Raw genomic sequence first — 21,397 nt, 5'->3', positions numbered from 1 at the left:
GCTCATGCCACACAATGAAATCACAAGGGTTCAAGTCCCTGCCTTAATGCATTTAGCCAAGTTGGGCTATGATTTTATTCCCACTAATTCTAAGCCTAACCTAGACACGGCCACTAATATTTTAACAGATAGTTTCACTCAAGCGTTTAAAGCGTTAAACCCCACTGAAAACGCACAAGATTCGCTTGATGAAATGAAAAAACGCTTGAATTATAATGATTTAGGCAAAAGCTTTTATGAATACTTGCTCAAAAGCGAGCGTCAAATCATAGACTTTGATAACCCTAACAACAATCTTTATGAAATGATGGCTGAATTACCCTATAAATCCTTCAGGCCTGACATCACCCTTTTTATCAATGGCTTGCCTTTGGTGAATATAGAAGTTAAGCAGCCTTACGCCGGACAAGGCATTAAAGAAGAAAGAGATCGCCACATCAAACGCTATGAAAACCCTGAAAACAAGATTTTTTATAACCTTGCGCAAATTTGGCTCTTTAGCGATAACTTACCCTATGATGAAAACAACCCCGATCAAGGCGCGTTTTATAGCGCTTCATATTCGCCTATTTTCCAACGCTTTGTTGAAGCTGATAAGCTAGATATTACCCCCCCCCCCCCAAAAAAATCATCAAAATGATCAAAACCATCAAAACCATCAATCACTTGAAGAAATTCAAAAACGCATCTTAAACGGATTTAACCTTAAAGACACCGACTGCCCAAAAAGCCCTAAAGACACCCCCACAAACGCCCTTTTGACTTCGTTTTGCTCTCCAAAAAGGCTTTGCTTTATCCTAAAATACGGCATCAGTTTCTTAAAAGAAAAATCAGAGTTTAAGAAACACATTTGGCGTTATGCACAGATGTTTGCGAGCTTGAATGTTTTAAAAGAATTGCAAAAGCATTATCAAAATAACCCCAAAGACCCCCTAAAAGGCATCATTTGGCACACGCAAGGCAGCGGTAAAACCGCCTTAACCTATCATTTAACCAAACTCATCAGAGACTTTTTTAGCCAATCCAACCTAAACAAAAAGACTAAATTTTATTTTATTGTGGACAGGTTGGATTTATTGGAGCAAGCCAAAAGCGAATTTTTAAAAAGAGGCCTTTGTGTGCATGAGGCAGAAAATAAAGAGGATTTGAGCCAAAAATTAAAAAACTCTAGCGTGTTTGAAAACCCTCAAGGGAATGATGAAATCATCGTTGTGAATATCCAAAAATTCAAAGCCCCCAATGAAGACTCCTCCAATAGCACTCCTAAAGAAATCATTTCTAAAACAGACTTGCAAGAATCCATTCAAAACAGCCACGATTTACAAAGGGTGTTTATCATAGATGAAGCCCACAGGAGCTACGATCCTAAAGGTTGTTTTTACGCTAATTTGATAGAATGCGACAAAACAGCGATTAAAATCGCCCTCACAGGCACGCCCCTATTAGAAGACAACACGCAAGATAAAGCCACTAAAAAAATTTTTGGCAACTACTTGCACACCTATTCTTACACAGAATCCATTAAAGACGGACACACCCTAACACTCCAGTTAGAAACCATTGAAACAAGCTACAAAGAAAAACTACAAGAAATCTATCGCCTTTTACAAGAAAGCATCATTATTGAAGACATAGAGGTTAAAAAAGAAACGATTTTTAATGATGAAAAATACATTAAAGAAATGCTCTCTTATATCATTAGAGATTTATTGAAGTTCAGACAACTGCATGACGACAACGAACAATTAAAGGCTATGGTGGTTTGTTTTTCAAGCAAGCAAGCCAGGTTAGCTGATTCTCTTTTTAATGAAGTCCAAGAAGAAGTCTTACAAAAAAACCCCAACCTAAGGATTTTAAACAAACTCAAATCCAGCCTGATTTTGCATGATGAACAAGAAGTCAAAGAAAAGATTTATTCTTTTAAACATGAAGATACGGATATAGCCTTTGTGTTTAACATGCTTTTAACCGGCTTTGATTTAGCCAATCTCAAGCGCCTTTATATCCACAGGGAGTTAAAAGATCACAATTTACTCCAAGCCCTAGCCAGAGTGAATCGCCCCTATAACAACATGTCTTTTGGCTACCTTATAGATTTTGTAGGGATTCAAGAAAATTTTGACAAAACGACTGATGATTATTTGAAAGAATTAAACCGATTCAATCAAAGCGGTGCCAATAGCGATTCTAATATCAAAGACATGTTTGCGGATCGTGAAACTTTAGAAAAAGACATTAAAAACGCTTATGATGATCTTTTTAATTACCCCATTGATGATATAGAGGACATGACTAGCGCCATTGTTGGTATCAGCAAAATGAACGAGCTTTTAAAAGTCTCACACGCCATTAACACGCTTAAAATAAACTACAATTTAATCCGCACTTCTAGCGATGAAAAAATCCTTTCACTAAAAGAAAAAATAGATATTGAAACGATCAATAAAATCTCTTCAATGCTTCATAAAAAAGCCAAACAACTCCATGCGTTAAAAAATATCAATGAGCCTAAAAACCCAAACGATTTAATGATTTTAGAAGACCTCATCGCTCTTTTAGACTTTAAAATAGAGTTTAAAGAACGCAAAGAATTGCACTTCAAAGAAAAAGAAGAGATTAGCACTAAATACAAGCAAGCTAAAGAGATGTTAGAAAAAATCCCGGACAAACAAGATAAAGAAGTTCAAAAGATTTCTAAAGAGCTTTCAAAACTGATCCAAGAACCCCTAACCAATGATAATTTTGATGGAATTTCTCATTCCTACAGCGTAATCATTTCACAACTCAAACAACATAAGGAGCAAACTACCAACCTATTAAACAAATACAATAATGATCGAGCTTATGTGATCACGCATAAGCGTCTTCACAATCGCCTCATGGAAGAAAACATTTCTAAGGGGATTTTCACGCTTTTAAGCGCGCTCAAAAAAGCTCTTGATGCGCGCATTTCTAAGCGTCAAGAAATCTTAAACGAAGAAGATACTCTAAAAACTGCCATAAAAGCAGAATTAAGGGACGCTTTCAACAAAAACCCCTCCTTAAAAGATTTACAAAAAGAAGAAAAATTTATCGCTCAAACCCTTTTTAACGAGCTCACGCAAAACCACCATCAAGGAAATTTGAATGCCTAATAACGCCTTATTGCAAATCAAACAAGACACCCTAAGCCTCATTGACGATTTAAAAGTCATTTGCACGAGTTTTGGTTTAGGGAATGATGGCAACGAATACAAGATCATCACGCAATGCTTTTTGTATAAATTCTTATGCGATAAGTTTGAATTCTTTTTTGAACAAGAATTCCCCAACCAAACGATACGAGATTACAAAGATTTTAAAAAGAAAGAAAAAGAAGATTTTTTCCTTACCTTAAGCGATAAACAACTCCCCAAACTCGCTTATGATGAGCTTTTAAGCTATCTTTTTGAAAAACATTTTAACGATAACGATTTACACCTTAAGCTAGACGCTATTTTTAATCGCATTTCTAGCAATAACGCCGAACTTTTTAACACCAAAAGCACGGATAAAACCACTATCGCCTTATTTGAAAGCGTCTCACAATACATTAATGAAGAGTCTAAAAGGGCTAATTTTACAAGAGCTTTATTAGACAAACTCAAAAATTTTAATTTCAAACAAGCTTTTTTAAACTTACAAAACCAACAAGGCTATGATTTTTTCGCCCCCATTTTTGAATACTTACTCAAAGATTACAATAACGCCGGCGGAGGGAAATACGCCGAATACTACACCCCTTTAAGCATCGCTAGCATCATCGCTAAACTTTTAGTGAGCGAACCCACTCAAAGCGTTAAGATTTATGACCCAAGCGCAGGCACAGGAACGCTTTTAATGGCATTAGCCCACCAAATAGGCACCGATTCTTGCACCCTTTATGCCCAAGACATTTCGCAAAAATCCTTAAGAATGCTCAAACTCAACCTGATTTTAAACGACTTGACCCACTCTTTAAGATACGCCATTGAGGGAAACACTTTAACCAACCCCTACCATTCTAAAGAATGTCATGGGAAAATGGATTTCATCGTGAGTAACCCCCCTTTCAAGCTGGATTTTTCCAACGAGCATGCCGAAATTTCGCAAAACAAAAACGATTTTTTCTTAGGCGTGCCTAATATCCCCAAAAACGATAAAAGCAAAATGCCCATTTACACGCTCTTTTTCCAACATTGCCTAAACATGCTTAATCCAAAGGGTAAGGGGGCTATTATCGTGCCAACCGGATTCATCAGCGCTAAAAGCGGAATAGAAAATAAGATTATCCGGCATTTAGTGGATGGAAGGCTCGTTTATGGGGTAATTTGCATGCCCAGTCAGGTTTTTGCCAACACCGGCACTAACGTGAGCATCATCTTTTTTCAAAAAACGCCAAGCGCAAAGGAAGTCATTTTGATTGACGCTTCCAAACTCGGCGAAGAATACACCGAAAACAAAAACAAAAAAACGCGTTTAAGACCAAGCGATATGGATTTGATTTTAGAAACTTTTCAAAATAAAACTAAAAAATCAGATTTTTGCGCTCTGGTTTCTTTTGATGAAATCACAGAAAAAAATTATTCTCTAAACCCCGGGCAGTATTTCATTATAGAGGACACAAGCGAGAAAATAAGCCAAGCAGAGTTTGAAAATTTAATGCAGCAATATTCAAGCGAATTAACAAGCCTTTTTGATGAAAGCCAGAGCTTGCAACAAGAAATTTTGGAAACTTTAGGAAATCTTAATTATGACTAAACTTTTAGATTTAAAAAATAATTCAGTGATTGCTATCAATCAAAACAACCACACTAAAGAAGACAATTACAAAAAAGTTTGTTATTTAGATACTGACAATATTACAAATAATAGAATAAATGCTTTTCTAAAAATTGATTTAACAAAAGAAAAATTGCCTTCAAGAGCTAAACGAAAATGCTCTCTTAATAGCATTATTTATTCTAGTGTAAGACCTAATCAACGCCACTTTGGGATTATCAAAGAAATTCCAAAAAATTTTTTAGTTTCTACCGCTTTTATCGTGATAGATATTATAGATTTAGAAAAATTAGACCCTAATTATTTGTATTACTATATTACGCAAGATAAAATTATTCATTACTTGCAACGCATTGCAGAATGTGGGACTTCTAGCTACCCCTCTATCACGCCCTTAGATTTTCTTAATATTAAAATCAAACTTTACCCACTAGAAACGCAACAAAAAATCGCCCGCACGCTTTCTGTTTTAGATCAAAAAATAGAAAACAACCACAAAATCAACGAGCTTTTGCACAAAATCCTAGAACTTCTTTATGAGCAATACTTCGTTCGTTTTGATTTTTTAGATGAAAACAACAAACCCTATCAAACTAGCGGCGGAAAAATGAAATTTTCTAAAGAATTAAACCGCCTTATCCCCAACGATTTTGAAGTTAAAACGCTAGGGGAGTTAGTGGATATTTTCAGCGGTTATTCTTTCCAATCAAATACATACAGCAACAACAAAAATGATTATATTTTAATCACAAATAAAAATGTTCAACATTCATTAGTTGATTTAAGTATTACAACTAACCTTTTATTTTTACCGAAAAAACTCCCTAAATATTGCCTATTAGAGCCAACAAATATTTTAATCACATTAACAGGACATATTGGACGCTGTGCCTTAGTGTTTTCAAAAAATTGTATTTTAAATCAGCGTGTCGGTGTAGTTTTACCAAAAGAAAAAGAGCTAAACCCCTTTTATTATTCTTTGATAAGAAATCCCCTATTCTCAGCCATACTGCAGAGAAACGCTATAGGATCATCTCAACAAAATTTAAGCCCTATTGATACTTTAAAAATTCAAATCCCTTTCAACCATAAAATAATCAAGCAATACTCAAAAACATGCGAAAATATCATTAAATTACTTGTATCCAACATGCAATCAACCCGAACCCTAACCGCGCTCAGAGACTTTCTACTCCCCCTACTCTTAAAACAACAAGTCAAACCTAAATAAAAAACCTTATAGTAAAACTCATTTCCTTAAGGGGATAGGGGGTATTTTGCGATAACACCCCCCTTAACCCCCTTAAAATCCCCCTAACCCCCTAAGACCGCCTTAAGAAATTATCGCTTGATTAAAATCAAGCTCTTTACTATTTATTTTTAAAAAATGCTTTTAGCATTTTTTAGGTTTTTGTGTCTAACCTATAAAACAAAAACCAAAAATAAGCAACAACTAAGAAAACTTATATTAGAATACTTCTTTTTGATTGCGGAGTATGGCGCAGCCTGATTAGCGCGCACCCTTGGGGTGGGTGAGGTCGTGGGTTTGAATCCCGCTACTCCGACCATGACTTTTTAAAAAAGCTTCAATTACTATCATTTCATTATATAATCACACCAAGCAAACTGATTTTTAAACATGATGATTTAAAGGATTTCTATTGAATCGTTTCTTTAACCGAGAGCTTTCATGGTTAGCTTTTAACACAAGGGTTTTGAACGAAGCCAAAGATGAGAGCTTGCCTTTATTAGAGCGCTTGAAATTTTTAGCCATTTATGACACGAATTTAGACGAATTTTACATGATAAGAGTTGCAGGGCTTAAACAACTCTATGAGCATAAAATCGCCTCTAAAGGCATTGATGGCGCAAACCCTGAAGAACAATTAGAAAAAATCAAGCATTATTTAGCGCATGAAATTGAAGAAAGGGAGTTGGAATTTCAAAAAATCCAAGCCCTACTCTTTAAAAAAGGGCTTTGTATCACCCCCTATAATGAATTGAATTTGGAGCAAAAAGCTAAGGCTAAAACCTATTTTAAAGAGCAACTTTATGCGTTAGTCTTGCCTTTTAAGTTGGATTCTTCGCACACTTTCCCGCCTTTAGCGAATTTGACTTTCGCGCTTTTTGCCCGCATTAAAGACAAAGAAACCCAAACCATCTCCTATGCGCTCATCAAACTCCCCTCTTTTATCTTCCGTTTTGTAGAGCTAGAAAAAGGCTTGTTTGTGCTGGCTGAAGAAATCGTAGAAGCGCATTTAGAAGAATTGTTTTTAGAGCATGAGATTTTAGATTGCATGGCGTTTAGGGTAACTTGCGATGCGGATATTGCCATCACTGAAGATGAAGCGCATGATTATGCGGATTTGATGAGTAAGAGTTTAAGGAAACGCAATCAAGGCGAAATCGTGCGCTTGCAAACCCAAAAAGGGAGTCAAGAGCTTTTTAAAACCCTTTTAGCGTCTTTAAGGAGTTTTCAAACCCACTCTTACAAAAAGCACAAACTCACCGGCATGCATGCCTATAAAAGCGCGATCATGCTCAATTTAGGGGATTTGTGGGAATTGGTCAATCATAGCGATTTTAAAGCACTTAAATCGCCCAATTTCACGCCCAAAATCCACCCTCATTTCAATGAAAACGATCTCTTTAAATCCATAGAAAAGCAAGATCTGTTGCTGTTCCACCCGTATGAAAGTTTTGAGCCTGTGATTGATCTAATAGAGCAAGCCGCTAGCGATCCCACCACCCTTTCTATCAAAATGACGCTTTATCGTGTGGGCAAGCATTCCCCCATTGTCAAAGCCTTAATTGAAGCGGCGAGCAAGATTCAAGTGAGCGTTTTAGTGGAATTAAAAGCGCGCTTTGATGAAGAGAGCAATCTGCATTGGGCAAAAGCTTTAGAAAGGGCGGGCGCGTTAGTCGTTTATGGCGTTTTCAAACTCAAAGTGCATGCCAAAATGCTAGTGATCACTAAAAAAACAGACAACCAATTACGCCATTTCACCCATTTAAGCACGGGCAATTACAACCCTTTGAGCGCTAGAATCTATACTGATGTGAGTTTTTTTAGCGCTAAAAATGAAATCGCTAACGACATTATCAAGCTTTTCCATTCCTTGCTGACTAGCAGCGCAACTAATAGCGCATTAGAAACGCTTTTTATGGCGCCCAAACAGATCAAGCCTAAAATCATTGAACTCATTCAAAATGAAATGAATCACAAACAAGAAGGCTATATCATTTTAAAAGCCAACGCCCTAGTGGATAGCGAAATCATTGAATGGCTCTATCAAGCCTCTCAAAAAGGGGTTAAAATTGATCTCATTATTAGAGGGATTTGCTGTTTAAAACCCCAAGTCAAGGGATTGAGCGAAAATATCAGGGTGTATTCTATTGTGGGGAAGTATTTAGAACATGCACGCATTTATTATTTTAAACATGAGAATATCTATTTTTCTAGCGCGGATTTAATGCCCAGAAATTTAGAAAGGCGCGTGGAATTGCTTGTCCCGGCCACAAACCCAAAGATCGCTAATAAATTGTTACATATTTTAGAAATCCAATTAAAAGACACCCTAAAACGCTATGAGTTAAATTCTAAAGGCCGTTACATTAAAGTTTCAAACCCTAACGATCCTTTAAATTCGCAGGATTACTTTGAAAAACAAGCCCTTAAAACCTTTTAAGGGTTATCGTTCAAATCATAAAAGATAAGGATTTAAATGCTTTATTCGTTATTAAAAAAATATCTTTTTAGCCTAGACGCTGAAGACGCGCATGAAAAAGTGTGTAAAATTTTAAGAATGCTTTCTTCATCGCCCTTTTTGTGTGGTTTGATTGATTCTCAATGGGGTTATAAAAACCCAAAGCTTGAAAATGAAATTTTAGGCTTGCATTTCCCTAACCCTTTAGGCTTAGCCGCCGGTTTTGATAAAAATATCTCCATGCTCAAAGCTTTAATCGCTTTTGGGTTTGGCTATTTAGAAGCAGGCACATTGACTAATACCGCGCAAAGCGGGAATGAAAGACCAAGGCTTTTCAGGCACATTGAAGAAGAGTCCTTACAAAATGCGATGGGGTTTAATAATTACGGGGCGATTTTGGGAGCGAGATCGTTTAAGCGCTTCGCCCCTTATAAAACCCCTATTGGCATCAATTTAGGCAAAAACAAACACATAGAGCAAGTGCATGCCTTAGAAGATTACAAGGCGGTTTTAAATCAATGTTTAAACATTGGCGATTATTACACTTTCAACCTTTCTTCGCCCAACACCCCTAATTTAAGGGATTTACAAAACAAGGCGTTTGTGAATGAGCTTTTTTGCATGGCTAAAGAAATGACTCATAAGCCTTTATTTTTAAAGATCGCCCCGGATTTAGAAACAGATGACATGCTAGAAATTGTCAATAGCGCTATTGGAGCGGGAGCGCATGGGATTATTGCGACTAACACGACCATTGATAAAAGCCTGGTGTTCGCTCCTAAAGAAATGGGAGGCTTGAGCGGGAAATGCTTGACTAAAAAAAGCCGTGAAATCTTTAAAGAATTGGCTAAAGCTTTTTTTAATAAAAGCGTTCTTGTTTCTGTGGGAGGGATTAGCGATGCGAAAGAAGCTTATGAAAGGATTAAAATGGGAGCGAGTCTGTTACAAATTTATAGCGCTTTTATTTACAACGGGCCAAATTTATGCCAAAATATTCTTAAAGATTTGGTAAAATTACTCCAAAAAGATGGATTTTTGAGCGTTAAAGAGGCTATAGGAGCGGATTTAAGATGAAATATTTTTCTGTTAAAAGACTTTTAGGGCTTAGTTCTGTCTTGTTAGTCACTTTAGGAGCGAGCATGCACGCACAATCTTACTTACCCAAACATGAGAGCGTTACCTTAAAAAACGGGTTGCAAGTCGTAAGCGTCCCCCTAGAAAATAAAACCGGGGTTATAGAAGTGGATGTGCTTTATAAAGTCGGCTCTAGAAACGAAGTCATGGGCAAGAGCGGGATCGCTCACATGTTAGAGCATTTGAATTTTAAAAGCACCAAAAACCTTAAAGCTGGCGAATTTGATAAAATCGTTAAGCGTTTTGGGGGCGTGAGTAACGCTTCTACGAGCTTTGATATTACGCGCTACTTCATTAAAACCAGTCAGGCTAACTTGGATAAGTCTTTAGAATTGTTCGCTGAAACCATGGGTTCTTTGAATTTAAAAGAAGATGAGTTTTTGCCTGAGCGTCAAGTGGTCGCTGAAGAAAGGCGATGGCGCACCGATAATTCCCCTATAGGCATGCTTTATTTCCGCTTTTTTAACACCGCTTATGTCTATCACCCCTACCATTGGACGCCCATTGGTTTTATGGACGATATTCAAAACTGGACTTTAAAAGACATTAAAAAATTCCATTCGCTCTATTATCAGCCTAAAAACGCTATTATTTTAGTGGTGGGCGATGTCAATTCCCAAAAGGTTTTTGAATTGAGTAAAAAACATTTTGAATCCTTAAAAAACCTTGATGGAAAAGCTATCCCCACCCCTTACATGAAAGAGCCTAAACAAGATGGAGCCAGAACGGCAGTCGTGCATAAAGATGGGGTCCATTTAGAATGGGTAGCCCTTGGGTATAAAGTGCCTGCTTTCAAACATAAAGATCAAGTCGCCTTAGACGCGCTAAGTAGGCTTTTAGGCGAAGGTAAAAGCTCGTGGTTGCAAAGCGAATTGGTGGATAAAAAACGCCTGGCTTCTCAAGCCTTCTCGCACAACATGCAATTACAAGATGAAAGCGTGTTTTTATTCATTGCGGGGGGTAATCCTAATGTCAAAGCCGAAGCCTTACAAAAAGAAATCGTAGTGCTTTTAGAAAAGCTGAAAAAAGGCGAAATCACTCAAGCCGAGTTAGACAAACTCAAAATCAATCAAAAAGCTGACTTTATTTCTAACTTAGAAAGTTCTAGCGATGTGGCGGGGCTTTTTGCGGACTATTTAGTGCAAAACGATATTCAAGGCTTGACGGATTATCAGCGACAATTTTTGGATTTAAAAGTGAGCGATTTGGTGCGTGTGGCTAATGAATATTTTAAAGACACCCAATCAACCACCGTGTTTTTGAAACCTTAAAAGAGCCTTATCGCATGCAATTCCATTCATCTAGCGCGTTAATTACGCCTTTTAAAAAAGATTTGAGCGTTGATGAGGCCGCTTATGAATCCTTGATCAAGCGCCAAATTTTTCAGGGCATGGACGCATGCGTGCCTGTTGGCACGACAGGAGAATCCGCCACGCTCACCCACAAAGAGCATATGCGTTGCATTGAAATCGCCATAGAGACTTGCAAAAACACTAAAACGCCCTCCAATTCGCGCATGAAAGTGTTAGCCGGCGTGGGCAGTAACGCCACGAGCGAGTCCCTTTCTTTAGCAAAGTTCGCTCAAAAAATCGGTGCGGATGCGATTTTATGCGTAAGCCCTTATTATAACCGCCCCACCCAACAAGGCTTGTTTGAACATTATAAAACTATCGCTCAATCAGTGGAAATCCCTGTCATGCTTTATGATGTGCCAAGCCGAACGGGCGTGTCTATTGAAGTCCCAACCGCCCTCAAACTTTTTAGAGAAGTCCCTAACATTAAAGCCATTAAAGAAGCGTCTGGCTCTTTGAAAAGGGTAACAGAATTGCATTATTATGAAAAAGATTTTCACATTTTTAGCGGGGAAGATTCGCTCAACCACTCTATCATGTTTTCAGGGGGGTGCGGCGTGATTTCAGTGACCGGTAATTTAATGCCTAATTTGATTTCACAAATGGTCAATTGCGTGCTCAAATTTGAATACCAACAAGCCCTAGAAATCCAAAATAAGCTTTTTCATTTGCATCAAGCTCTTTTTGTAGAAACGAATCCTATCCCTATTAAAATGGCTATGCATTTAGCCGGCTTGATTGAAAACCCAAGTTACAGACTGCCTTTAGTGCCCCCAAGCAAAGAAACGATTCAACTTTTAGAAAAAACTTTACAACAATATGAGGTAATTGCATGAATGGTTCCAATCACATGAAAAATAAAACCCTAGTGATTAGCGGCGCGACTAGAGGGATTGGCAAGGCGATATTGTATCGCTTCGCTCAAAGTGGCGTGAATATCGCTTTCACTTACAATAAAAATGTTGAAGAAGCCAACAAAATTATAGAAGATGTGGAGCAAAAATATTCCATTAAAGCCAAAGCTTACTCTCTTAATGTTTTAGAGCCTGAGCAATACACGGATCTTTTTAAGCAAATTGACGCTGATTTTGACAGAGTGGATTTTTTTATTTCTAACGCTATTATTTATGGGCGCTCTGTCGTGGGGGGATTTGCGCCGTTTATGCGATTAAAACCTAAGGGGTTAAACAACATTTACACAGCCACCGTGTTAGCGTTTGTCGTAGGGGCTCAAGAAGCGGCAAAACGCATGCAAAAAATAGGCGGTGGGGCGATCGTGAGCTTAAGCTCCACCGGGAATTTGGTCTATATGCCTAATTACGCCGGGCATGGCAATTCCAAAAACGCCGTAGAAACCATGGTCAAATACGCTGCTGTGGATTTAGGCGAATTTAACATTAGAGTGAATGCGGTTAGTGGCGGGCCTATTGATACGGACGCTTTGAAAGCCTTCCCTGATTATGTGGAGATTAAAGAAAAAGTAGAAGAGCAATCGCCCCTAAAACGCATGGGCAATCCTAACGATTTAGCCGGAGCGGCTTATTTTTTGTGCGATGAGACCCAAAGCGGTTGGCTTACAGGGCAAACGATCGTTGTAGATGGCGGGACCACTTTTAAATAAAGATTTTTTTTGAAAAACATTATCCACATCCACCAAAACAAAGAGTTGCAATTCATTAAAAAATGCTTGTTGGGCTATTTTTTCGCCCCTTTGTGTGGGGCTATTCTTTTAGTGCTTTTTCTTGTGTCAAGCGGGGCAAAATCGTTTCACATTTCTAACCTCTTCAATAATCAATTGGCTTATATCGTGTTATTGTCTCTTTTTTTGTGCGCGATTGGGTTTATTGCCGGAGCGATTGGTTTTTACAGGCTTTCTAAAATCACGCGCCATCTGAGTTTTTTTGAAAATTTTGCTTTCAGTTTTTTGGTGCTGATTTTATGCGCTCTTTTAAGCTATCTTATCCCTAACGCCAATAACGCTCTTTCGCTAATCGGTAATGGCGTTTCTATTTTTTATTTACACAAACTCTATAGAGAATTGAGCCTTTACACGCAAGAAAGGTTTTTTTTAAGCGGGTTTAGGTTGTTGCTTTTTAGTTTCATGTTGGCTCTTTTAGGGGTTTTAGTGCAAGCGTTAGTTATCATTTTTTTAACGATCGCTGTGATTTTAATGTGTGTGGCACTTGGATTTTTGGGGCACGCGTTTTTGAATTTTTCACAAGTCTTTTTGAAAGCATGAAAGTTTTAAAACTCCTGCCTAATTTTTTAACGATTTTACGCATTGTCTTATCCTTATTTTTATTATTTTTATTGTTAAACACGCGCACTTATTTTAGTTTTTTAACCCCCTTTCACATTAACATGATCTCTTCATTGGTTTTTTTATTTGCCGCGCTCACGGATTTATTGGACGGCTACATCGCTAGAAACTATAAAGCCAAATCGCGCTTTGGGGAAATCTTTGATCCTTTAGCGGATAAAATCCTTATTTTGAGCGCGTTTTTAGGGTTAGTTTATTTGGATCGTGTGAATGCATGGATCCCGTTTGTGATTTTAGGGCGCGAATTTTTTATTTCAGGGCTTAGAGTCTTAGCCGCTAATGAAAAAAAGGATATTCCTGTCAATGCGTTAGGCAAGTATAAAACCGTGTCTCAAGTCGTGGCGATTGGCGCTTTATTAGCCAATTTAACTTACTCCTATGTGCTTGTGGCTATAGCGGTTTTTTTAACCCTTTATTCGGGGATAGATTACACGATTAAATATTATAAATCTTAATATTTTAGAAGAAGTTTTTAGCGTTCTTTAAAAAACACCTTAAAAATCCGCTCTCATCAAATATTGATAAACATTAACTTTAGCATTCTTTCGTTTTTTTAAAATTTTATTTTCAATATTCAATTAAAAAAAATCATTTTATTTTATTTTTGTTATAATTCAAACTATTTTTATTTTCAATCTAAGGAGGTATCGCATGGACAATCAAAAGATAACGCATCAAAATACCACGCAAAAACAAGGCGAGCTTAAAAGAGACATGAAAATGCGCCATCTCTTAATGATTGCATTTGGGGGAGCGATTGGCACAGGGCTTTTTGTAGGCACTGGAGGTAATATTGCGAACGCTGGCCCTTTAGGGACCTTGATCGCTTATGGTTTTGGAGGGCTTGTGGTTTATTGCATCATGCTCTCTTTAGGCGAATTGGCCAGCGTTTATCCCACTACGGGCAGTTTTGGGGATTATGCGGCTAAATTCATAGGCCCTGGCACGGGCTATATGGTTTTTTGGATGTATTGGCTTGGCTGGGTGATCACGGTTGCATTAGAATATATTGCTATAGGCATGCTCATGCAACGTTGGTTTGTAAATATTCCTATCCATTATTGGGTTATTTTATGCATTGCGTTAGTTTTTTTATTGAACTTTTTTTCGGTTAAAATTTTTGCCGAGGGCGAGTTTTTCTTTAGCCTGATTAAAGTTTTAGCGGTGATCGCTTTTATAGGCATTGGCATGATTGGGATTATTTATCAAATCTATTCGCATGGGTTTAGTTCTATTTTTAACAATTTCCATTTTGGTGATAAGGGGTTTTTCCCTAACGGGAGCGCAGCGGTTTTTTCTGCTATGCTCGCTGTCATTTTTGCTTTCACTGGCACAGAAGTCATTGGGGTGGCTGTGGGAGAGACTAAAAACGCTAGCGAAGTGATGCCCAAAGCGATTAAAGCGACCTTGTGGCGGATTGTCTTTTTCTTTTTAGGCTCTGTGTTTGTCATTTCTGTTTTTTTACCCATGAGCGATTCTTCTATCACGCAAAGCCCTTTTGTGAGCGTTTTAGAACGCATCAATTTACCCTTTATTGGCATGGGTATCCCTTATGTGGCTGATATAATGAACGCTGTTATCATTACGGCGATGTTTTCTACCGCTAATTCAGGGCTTTATGGGGCCAGCCGCATGATTTATGGGCTGTCCAAACAAAAGATGTTTTTTAAGGTTTTTTCCCAACTCAACCGACAAGGCACGCCCACTTATGCGATGCTTTTTTCCCTTTCTTTTTCTCTCATAGGGCTTTTAGTCCAAATTTATGCCAAAGAAAATGTCGTGGAAGCTTTGATTAATGTGATCAGTTTCACGGTGATTATTGTGTGGGTTAGCGTGTCCATTTCGCAATATTCTTTCCGTAAGCAATACTTAAAAGCCGGGCATTCTTTAGAGGATTTGCCTTATAAAGCCCCTTTCTTGCCCTTTTTGCAACTCATAGGGATCACTGGGTGTGTCATCGGCGTGATCGGTTCAGCTATGGATAAGGATCAACGCATCGGGATGATCTTAACGATTGTTTTTGCTATTGTGTGTTACATTGGATACTATTTTACACAAAAAGCTAATGAAAATAACAAAAAAGATTTGATATAATCTTTTTTTAATTTTGAAGTTTAGCACATTTTAAGGAAGTAACCATGATGAAAAAAACCCTTTTTATCTCTTTGGCTTTAGCGTTAAGCTTGAATGCGGGCAATATCCAAATCCAAAACATGCCCAAAGTTAAAGAGCGAGTGAGTGTCCCCTCTAAAGACGATACGATCTATTCTTACCACGATTCTATTAAGGATTCGATTAAGGCGGTGGTGAATATCTCTACTGAAAAAAAGATTAAAAACAATTTTATAGGTGGCGGTGTGTTTAATGACCCCTTTTTCCAACAATTTTTTGGGGATTTGGGCGGCATGATCCCTAAAGAAAGAATGGAAAGGGCTTTAGGCAGTGGCGTCATCATTTCTAAAGATGGCTATATTGTAACTAATAACCATGTGATTGATGGCGCGGATAAGATTAAAGTTACCATTCCAGGGAGCAATAAAGAATATTCCGCCACTTTAGTAGGCACGGATTCTGAAAGCGATTTAGCGGTGATTCGCATCACTAAAGACAACCTGCCCACGATCAAATTCTCTGATTCTAATGATATTTTAGTGGGCGATTTGGTTTTTGCGATTGGCAACCCTTTTGGCGTGGGTGAAAGCGTTACTCAAGGCATTGTTTCAGCGCTCAATAAAAGCGGGATTGGGATCAACAGCTATGAAAATTTCATTCAAACAGACGCTTCCATCAATCCTGGAAATTCCGGCGGTGCTTTAATTGATAGCCGTGGAGGGTTAGTGGGGATCAATACCGCTATTATCTCTAAAACCGGCGGTAACCACGGCATTGGCTTTGCCATCCCTTCTAACATGGTTAAAGATATTGTAACCCAGCTCATCAAAACCGGTAAGATTGAAAGAGGTTACTTGGGCGTGGGCTTGCAAGATTTGAGTGGCGATTTGCAAAATTCTTATGACAATAAAGAAGGAGCGGTAGTCATTAGCGTAGAAAAAGACTCCCCGGCTAAAAAAGCAGGGATTTTGGTGTGGGATTTGATCACCGAAGTCAATGGGAAAAAGGTTAAAAACACGAATGAGTTAAGAAATCTAATCGGCTCTATGCTACCCAATCAAAGAGTAACCTTAAAAGTCATTAGAGACAAAAAAGAACGCGCCTTCACTCTCACTCTAGCCGAAAGGAAAAACCCTAACAAAAAAGAAACCATTTCTGCTCAAAACGGCGCACAAGGCCAATTGAACGGGCTTCAAGTAGAAGATTTAACCCAAAAAACCAAAAGGTCTATGCGTTTGAGCGATGATGTTCAAGGGGTTTTAGTCTCTCAAGTGAATGAAAATTCCCCAGCAGAGCAAGCTGGCTTTAGGCAAGGTAACATCATCACAAAAATTGAAGAGATTGAAGTGAAAAGCGTTGCGGATTTTAACCATGCTTTAGAAAAGTATAAAGGCAAACCCAAACGATTCTTAGTTTTAGACTTGAATCAAGGTTATAGGATCATTTTGGTGAAATGATAGAGGTGGGTTGTTAGTCGCATGTCTTTGATTAGAGTGAATGGGGAAGCTTTTAATCTTTCTTTAGAAAGTTTAGGAGAAGACCCTTTTGAAACTAAAGAAACGCTAGAAACGCTTATCAAACAAACGAGCGTTGTTTTATTGGCCGCTGGGGAATCTAAGCGTTTTTCTCAAACCATCAAAAAACAATGGTTGCGCTCTAATCATACCCCCTTATGGCTCAGCGTTTATGAGAGCTTTAAAGAAGCCCTAGACTTTAAGGAAATCATTCTGGTTGTAAGCGGATTGGATTATATTTATATCCAACGCCATTACCCTGAAATCAAGCTTGTAAAAGGCGGGGCATCAAGGCAGGAATCCGTGCGTAACGCTTTAAAAGTAATTGATAGCGCTTACACGCTCACCAGCGATGTGGCTAGGGGTTTAGCCAATATGGAAGCGCTTAAAAGCTTGTTTTTAACCCTCCAACAAACGAGCCATTATTGTATCGCTCCTTACTTGCCTTGCTATGACACAGCGATCTATTATAACGAAGCTTTAGATAGAGAAGCGATCAAACTCATTCAAACCCCGCAATTAAGCCACACCAAAACGCTCCAATCAGCCCTAAAACAAGGGGATTTTAAAGATGAAAGCAGCGCGATTTTGCAAGCTTTCCCTAACTCTGTGAGCTATATTGAAGGCAGTAAAAATTTGCACAAGCTCACCACAAGCGATGATTTGAAACATTTCGCGCTCTTTTTCAACCCAGCAAAAGACACTTTTATAGGCATGGGCTTTGATACGCATGCGTTCATTAAAGATAAGCCTATGGTTTTAGGGGGGGTTGTTTTGGATTGCGGGTTTGGGTTAAAGGCTCATAGCGATGGCGATGCTTTGTTGCATGCGGTTATTGATGCGATTTTAGGAGCGATTAAAGGGGGGGATATTGGCGAATGGTTCCCTGATAATGACCCCCAATACAAAAACGCCTCTTCTAAAGAGCTTTTAAAAATCGTGTTGGATTTTTCTCAAAGCATTGGGTTTGAATTGTTTGAAATGGGGGCGACCATCTTTAGCGAAATCCCTAAAATCACTCCTTACAAACCGGCGATTTTAGAGAATTTGAGCCAACTTTTGGGTTTAGAAAAATCTCAAATCAGCTTGAAAGCCACTACAATGGAAAAAATGGGGTTCATTGGCAAACAAGAAGGGCTGTTAGTCCAAGCGCATGCGAGCATGCGTTATAAACAAAAACTTTAAATGTGATAAAATGTGATAAAAGGAAGAATGGATGAAAATCTTAATCATTGAAGACGATTTAGCGCTAGCTAGGAGCATCTCGCATAATTTGCATGATTTAGGGCATTTTTGCGAGATTATCTCTAGCATTTCAGAAGAAAATAAAGAGCCTTATGATGTGATTTTGGTTTCTTCTAAAGTTTGCACTCAAGGGCGTTGCGAACACTTTGTGCGTTATAATTCCAAGCAAATCATTATCATGATGGCTTCGCATGTCAATGAAGATGGCGTGAATAAACCCATTCAAGCGGGAGCGAGAGATTATATTCTAAAACCTTTTAAAATGGATGAATTGTTGCGCAAGATCCAATACCACAAAGCCTACCAAGAAATGACCGCTCGCTTGGGATTTTATGAAAATTACTTAGACTTTATCCATGCGGAATTGCCCTTGCCTAAAGATTTTTCCTACAGGCCGCCCTTTATTATTCACACGCCCTCTCAAGAGCTTGCGAACGCTTATTTATTGCAATACGCTAAAGAAAGGCAAATGGATTTTTCTTTTTTCTCTTTAAAGGATACCACTTGGAAAGAACTATACAAGAATAAAGACAAATTAGAACGCCCTTTTTACATCATGCATTTAGAAGAGCTTAAAAAAGATGAGCAATTGAAATTGCTAGAATTGGCCCGTTCATGCCCTATTGTTTTATCTTATACCCATAAAGAACCCCTAGAATTTCCTAAAATTGTGAGCATTGAATGCGGCAATAAGCCCCTATCTTTGTTTAATAACCACACGACTTTCCTTTCCATTCAAGAGTATGAAAAAGAAGCGATCAGGCATTTTTCTTCCACTTGCACCGATACAGAATTAGCCAACAAGCTTGGCATTAGCCGCAAAAGCCTTTGGGAAAAACGCCGGAAGTATAACTTACCGCGCAAATAAAAGAAAATCCTTAAGCCCTGTTTTCATTGGGCGTTTGATCATAAAAAGTAAAAATGCCAAAAGCGTTTTTACAATCAAAATTTAGCGTATTTAATGAGAATAGAGCTAATTATTATTAAAATAACTTATTATTTGCTATATATTTGCTATAATAGTTTAGCTTTTAAAAAAGAGAAATTCAACTTAAGGATTAACCATTAGACAAGCGTTTAACAAGGCAAGGTTTGCACATTCAAAAACCCTTTTACTAGACATTGATTGTGTTATCCCTAATATTGTTAGGCGTTTACTCTCCAATAAAACGCTCCCTAAAAGATTCGCCGCTTGCAGCTTGCAAGAAGTGGGCATGATCTTTCTTACCACTCAAATTTTATCCATCATGCGCAAAACCCGTTGCTCTAAAACGCTTTTTTTTATCACTAGGGGCAGAGAGAGTTTCCGCTACCAGCTGTGCGATCATTACAAACAAAAACGCCACCAATTTGATGAATATTTTAGATCTCTTTTAAAAGCTCTAAAGATCGCTTTAGTGGAAAAATACCCCCTAAAAAAAGGGGCTAGAATCCAGGGCGAACATTGTTTTGAATATGAAGCCGATGATATTATCTCATTTTATAAAAAGAAAGACCCCAAAAATTATGTGATAGCCAGCATGGATAAGGATATTTTGTATTCCAATAGAGGCTCTCATTTCAACCTCAAAACCAACGCTTTTTTTAATGTGAGTCGAAAAGAGGCTCATTTTTTTGCTTATTATCAGTGCGTTGTGGGGGATAAGGGGGATAATATTAAAGGGGTTAAAGGGATTGGCGGCTTCAACTATAAAGATTTTTTAAATAAAGACGCTAAAGAGCATGAATTGTGGGAGCAAATCATTCAAGCGTTCAAAATTAAAGAAGATTTGAGCGATAGCGAAGCTAAAGAAAAGGCTCTTTTGAACATGCGTTTAGTCAATATGCACCAGATGACCCACCATGGCGTGATCAAACTATGGGAGCCTGAGTTTAAAAAAACCTTTTTCCCTAAAAAACCCCAAAGACCTGATTTTAAAAGAATTTCTTAAAACATTTTTATCTTTGATTTTTTAAAACAAAAACTTCCCAAAAAAGACAAAAGAACTATTCCCAAGACTTTTTCTCGTGGCTTTAGAATTGTAAGCATACACATACCCCCCACCCATATCAAAAGACAAACTCCTATAAGTCCAAACCCTAAAACTGCTCATTAAAGAATATTCTTGGTAATCCCCAAAAGCCACCATCGCGTCTAAACGCACCCTTTTAGTCTTAAGCCCTAAAAAAACATAGCCTGAAATGCTGGAGTTTGCAAAATAAATCGCTGGCACGCCGGGCGCGTTGATCCCACGGCCATAGAATTTAGTCCTGTCATTAAAAGTCCATAGATAGCCCTTATTGTTTCTTGCTGGAACGATATAAAAACCCGTTCCAAAATTAAAAATTTTGTATTTAAAAGTTTGATCGATCAAAAACAAGCCGGCATTTTTAGCGTTGGTGGTAGCGTCAGTGTTGCCGTATTGATACATGCCATGCACTAGAGTGTGCGAAGTGAAACCCTTAGCCAAAGAAGCCTCATATTCCAACTTACCCCCCACTTGCACTAAAACATTTTGAGTGGGCAAAGGCAAGCGGGTGTCCGTTAAAATAAAAGGAAGCACCTTAAGATTTTCATGCCTGTATTCTGCGCCTAAAACAAACACTTCCCCCCCAACATACAAGCGTTTAGACACAGGGTCATAGGACGCTAGAGCGTTTAGGGAAGTAGCAATCCGATTCCCTTGCTCTTTGTTGATTTGATGCCCATTATAAAGCATGCTATCCATAAAAATCCCAAAATAACGCATGGAATTTTGCTTAAAAGCCACAGAGATTCCTTGAATATTGCCCCCTATCCAATCAAAATCCACAAAATCGGTATTAAAACGCCCTAAAGCTATTTTAAAACGCTGGTTAGTGTATTGAACATACGCATCAGAAACATCGCCAGCGCTCAAATAAGGTTTAACATTTTTAGAACTACCAAAAAAATTCCCCAGACTGATGTAAAGGTTGGCCAAACGCTGTTTGTTATAAATATTCCAAGCTCCAATCGCTCCAATACCAAAGGACCACCCATTGCTATAAGAAAAATCCACCCCAAGGTGCGCTAAAGCCCCCACATAGCTGTGAGGGTTTTTTTGCGCCCCTTGATTATACAATAGCCCCAAATAGCCAAAAGGTTTGACTGCGATTTCTAAAGCTTTCAAAGACAGACCATTTAAAAAAAGGATCCATAGCACTAAATAATAATATCTTTTCTTATTTTTCTTATTTTTCTTGTATTGCATTAAAAACTCATCGTGGATTTAA

The 21,397-nt window shown here is 38.2% G+C and carries 17 protein-coding genes, 1 tRNA gene and 1 pseudogene; 17 read left to right on the top strand and 2 right to left on the bottom strand.

From position 1 onward, the window contains the following. The first annotated feature begins 4 nt into the window (after window positions 1-4). Window positions 5-693: pseudogene (locus HG567_RS02085) on the top strand (type I restriction endonuclease). Here the strand turns inward: HG567_RS02085 and HG567_RS07875 are convergent. Then, window positions 677-811, bottom strand: a complete 135-nt coding sequence (locus tag HG567_RS07875; protein ID WP_272928326.1) for a hypothetical protein — start codon at window positions 809-811, stop codon at window positions 677-679. The pseudogene HG567_RS02085 and the gene HG567_RS07875 overlap by 17 nt on opposite strands. Before the next feature lie 55 nt (window positions 812-866). Here HG567_RS07875 and HG567_RS02080 point away from each other — a divergent pair, with 55 nt between their 5' ends. The 16 genes from HG567_RS02080 to HG567_RS02005 all read left to right on the top strand — a co-directional run bounded on the left by HG567_RS02080 (window position 867) and on the right by HG567_RS02005 (window position 20,094). Continuing rightward, entirely contained in the window at window positions 867-3,134 is a 2,268-nt protein-coding gene (locus HG567_RS02080; RefSeq protein ID WP_202163903.1) for a DEAD/DEAH box helicase family protein, read from the top strand. Further along, a complete protein-coding gene (locus tag HG567_RS02075; RefSeq protein ID WP_202163902.1) occupies window positions 3,127-4,758 on the top strand; it encodes an N-6 DNA methylase in 1,632 nt (543 codons plus the stop codon). The genes HG567_RS02080 and HG567_RS02075 overlap by 8 nt, the downstream gene beginning before the upstream one ends. Then, on the top strand, window positions 4,751-6,010 hold the full coding sequence (locus HG567_RS02070; RefSeq protein ID WP_202139989.1) for a restriction endonuclease subunit S: 1,260 nt from the start codon (window positions 4,751-4,753) through the stop codon (window positions 6,008-6,010). The genes HG567_RS02075 and HG567_RS02070 overlap by 8 nt, the downstream gene beginning before the upstream one ends. A 259-nt stretch (window positions 6,011-6,269) precedes the next feature. After that, window positions 6,270-6,347: transfer RNA gene (locus HG567_RS02065), tRNA-Pro, on the top strand. Between the two features lie 93 nt (window positions 6,348-6,440). Continuing rightward, window positions 6,441-8,468 carry an RNA degradosome polyphosphate kinase gene (locus tag HG567_RS02060; RefSeq protein ID WP_202163901.1) on the top strand — a complete coding sequence of 676 codons (2,028 nt, stop codon included), beginning with the start codon at window positions 6,441-6,443 and terminating at the stop codon, window positions 8,466-8,468. Between the two features lie 36 nt (window positions 8,469-8,504). Beyond that, a complete protein-coding gene (locus tag HG567_RS02055; protein ID WP_202163900.1) occupies window positions 8,505-9,560 on the top strand; it encodes a quinone-dependent dihydroorotate dehydrogenase in 1,056 nt (351 codons plus the stop codon). Then, window positions 9,557-10,891, top strand: a complete 1,335-nt coding sequence (gene pqqE / locus HG567_RS02050; protein WP_202163899.1) for a zinc protease PqqE — start codon at window positions 9,557-9,559, stop codon at window positions 10,889-10,891. The genes HG567_RS02055 and pqqE overlap by 4 nt, the downstream gene beginning before the upstream one ends. Window positions 10,892-10,905: 14 nt before the next feature. Continuing rightward, a complete protein-coding gene (gene dapA, locus HG567_RS02045; RefSeq protein ID WP_097688962.1) occupies window positions 10,906-11,808 on the top strand; it encodes a 4-hydroxy-tetrahydrodipicolinate synthase in 903 nt (300 codons plus the stop codon). Continuing rightward, window positions 11,805-12,593, top strand: a complete 789-nt coding sequence (locus tag HG567_RS02040; protein WP_001014515.1) for an enoyl-ACP reductase — start codon at window positions 11,805-11,807, stop codon at window positions 12,591-12,593. Before dapA ends, HG567_RS02040 begins: the two co-directional genes overlap by 4 nt. Window positions 12,594-12,602: 9 nt before the next feature. Then, on the top strand, window positions 12,603-13,211 hold the full coding sequence (locus HG567_RS02035; protein ID WP_202139985.1) for a hypothetical protein: 609 nt from the start codon (window positions 12,603-12,605) through the stop codon (window positions 13,209-13,211). Further along, complete coding sequence (gene pgsA / locus HG567_RS02030; protein ID WP_000866193.1) at window positions 13,208-13,747, top strand: CDP-diacylglycerol--glycerol-3-phosphate 3-phosphatidyltransferase; 540 nt, start codon at window positions 13,208-13,210, stop codon at window positions 13,745-13,747. Before HG567_RS02035 ends, pgsA begins: the two co-directional genes overlap by 4 nt. A gap of 196 nt (window positions 13,748-13,943) precedes the next feature. Beyond that, window positions 13,944-15,386, top strand: a complete 1,443-nt coding sequence (locus tag HG567_RS02025; RefSeq protein ID WP_202139984.1) for an amino acid permease — start codon at window positions 13,944-13,946, stop codon at window positions 15,384-15,386. Window positions 15,387-15,430: 44 nt separating this feature from the next. Continuing rightward, complete coding sequence (locus HG567_RS02020) at window positions 15,431-16,861, top strand: Do family serine endopeptidase (protein ID WP_000976628.1); 1,431 nt, start codon at window positions 15,431-15,433, stop codon at window positions 16,859-16,861. Between the two features lie 21 nt (window positions 16,862-16,882). After that, the gene (locus tag HG567_RS02015) at window positions 16,883-18,103 is read left to right on the top strand and encodes a bifunctional 2-C-methyl-D-erythritol 4-phosphate cytidylyltransferase/2-C-methyl-D-erythritol 2,4-cyclodiphosphate synthase (RefSeq protein WP_202163898.1); all 1,221 of its coding nucleotides are present in this window, start codon (window positions 16,883-16,885) and stop codon (window positions 18,101-18,103) included. 31 nt (window positions 18,104-18,134) lie between these two features. Further along, window positions 18,135-19,031 carry an OriC activity response regulator gene (locus HG567_RS02010; protein ID WP_000697557.1) on the top strand — a complete coding sequence of 299 codons (897 nt, stop codon included), beginning with the start codon at window positions 18,135-18,137 and terminating at the stop codon, window positions 19,029-19,031. Between the two features lie 196 nt (window positions 19,032-19,227). Further along, a complete protein-coding gene (locus HG567_RS02005; RefSeq protein ID WP_202164017.1) occupies window positions 19,228-20,094 on the top strand; it encodes a 5'-3' exonuclease in 867 nt (288 codons plus the stop codon). A gap of 21 nt (window positions 20,095-20,115) precedes the next feature. Here HG567_RS02005 and HG567_RS02000 read toward each other — a convergent pair whose 3' ends face one another. Beyond that, window positions 20,116-21,375 carry a hypothetical protein gene (locus tag HG567_RS02000; protein ID WP_202163897.1) on the bottom strand — a complete coding sequence of 420 codons (1,260 nt, stop codon included), beginning with the start codon at window positions 21,373-21,375 and terminating at the stop codon, window positions 20,116-20,118. Window positions 21,376-21,397: the final 22 nt, after the last annotated feature.

Source organism: Helicobacter pylori, from assembly GCF_016755635.1.
Taxonomy (GTDB): Bacteria; Campylobacterota; Campylobacteria; order Campylobacterales; family Helicobacteraceae; genus Helicobacter; species Helicobacter pylori_CQ.
Note: the sequence above shows the minus strand (reverse complement) of the source record. Positions and strands in the feature narration are given on the sequence as shown.

Excerpts from the sequence above, each read along its gene's own strand:
- HG567_RS07875 (WP_272928326.1), bottom strand. The coding sequence starts at position 811 with ATGCCGTATTTTAGGATAAAGCAAAGCCTTTTTGGAGAGCAAAACGAA.
- HG567_RS02080 (WP_202163903.1), top strand. The coding sequence starts at position 867 with ATGTTTGCGAGCTTGAATGTTTTAAAAGAATTGCAAAAGCATTATCAA.
- HG567_RS02075 (WP_202163902.1), top strand. The coding sequence starts at position 3,127 with ATGCCTAATAACGCCTTATTGCAAATCAAACAAGACACCCTAAGCCTC.
- HG567_RS02070 (WP_202139989.1), top strand. The coding sequence starts at position 4,751 with ATGACTAAACTTTTAGATTTAAAAAATAATTCAGTGATTGCTATCAAT.
- HG567_RS02055 (WP_202163900.1), top strand. The coding sequence starts at position 8,505 with ATGCTTTATTCGTTATTAAAAAAATATCTTTTTAGCCTAGACGCTGAA.
- pqqE (WP_202163899.1), top strand. The coding sequence starts at position 9,557 with ATGAAATATTTTTCTGTTAAAAGACTTTTAGGGCTTAGTTCTGTCTTG.
- dapA (WP_097688962.1), top strand. The coding sequence starts at position 10,906 with ATGCAATTCCATTCATCTAGCGCGTTAATTACGCCTTTTAAAAAAGAT.
- HG567_RS02040 (WP_001014515.1), top strand. The coding sequence starts at position 11,805 with ATGAATGGTTCCAATCACATGAAAAATAAAACCCTAGTGATTAGCGGC.
- pgsA (WP_000866193.1), top strand. The coding sequence starts at position 13,208 with ATGAAAGTTTTAAAACTCCTGCCTAATTTTTTAACGATTTTACGCATT.
- HG567_RS02025 (WP_202139984.1), top strand. The coding sequence starts at position 13,944 with ATGGACAATCAAAAGATAACGCATCAAAATACCACGCAAAAACAAGGC.
- HG567_RS02020 (WP_000976628.1), top strand. The coding sequence starts at position 15,431 with ATGATGAAAAAAACCCTTTTTATCTCTTTGGCTTTAGCGTTAAGCTTG.
- HG567_RS02015 (WP_202163898.1), top strand. The coding sequence starts at position 16,883 with ATGTCTTTGATTAGAGTGAATGGGGAAGCTTTTAATCTTTCTTTAGAA.
- HG567_RS02010 (WP_000697557.1), top strand. The coding sequence starts at position 18,135 with ATGAAAATCTTAATCATTGAAGACGATTTAGCGCTAGCTAGGAGCATC.
- HG567_RS02000 (WP_202163897.1), bottom strand. The coding sequence starts at position 21,375 with ATGCAATACAAGAAAAATAAGAAAAATAAGAAAAGATATTATTATTTA.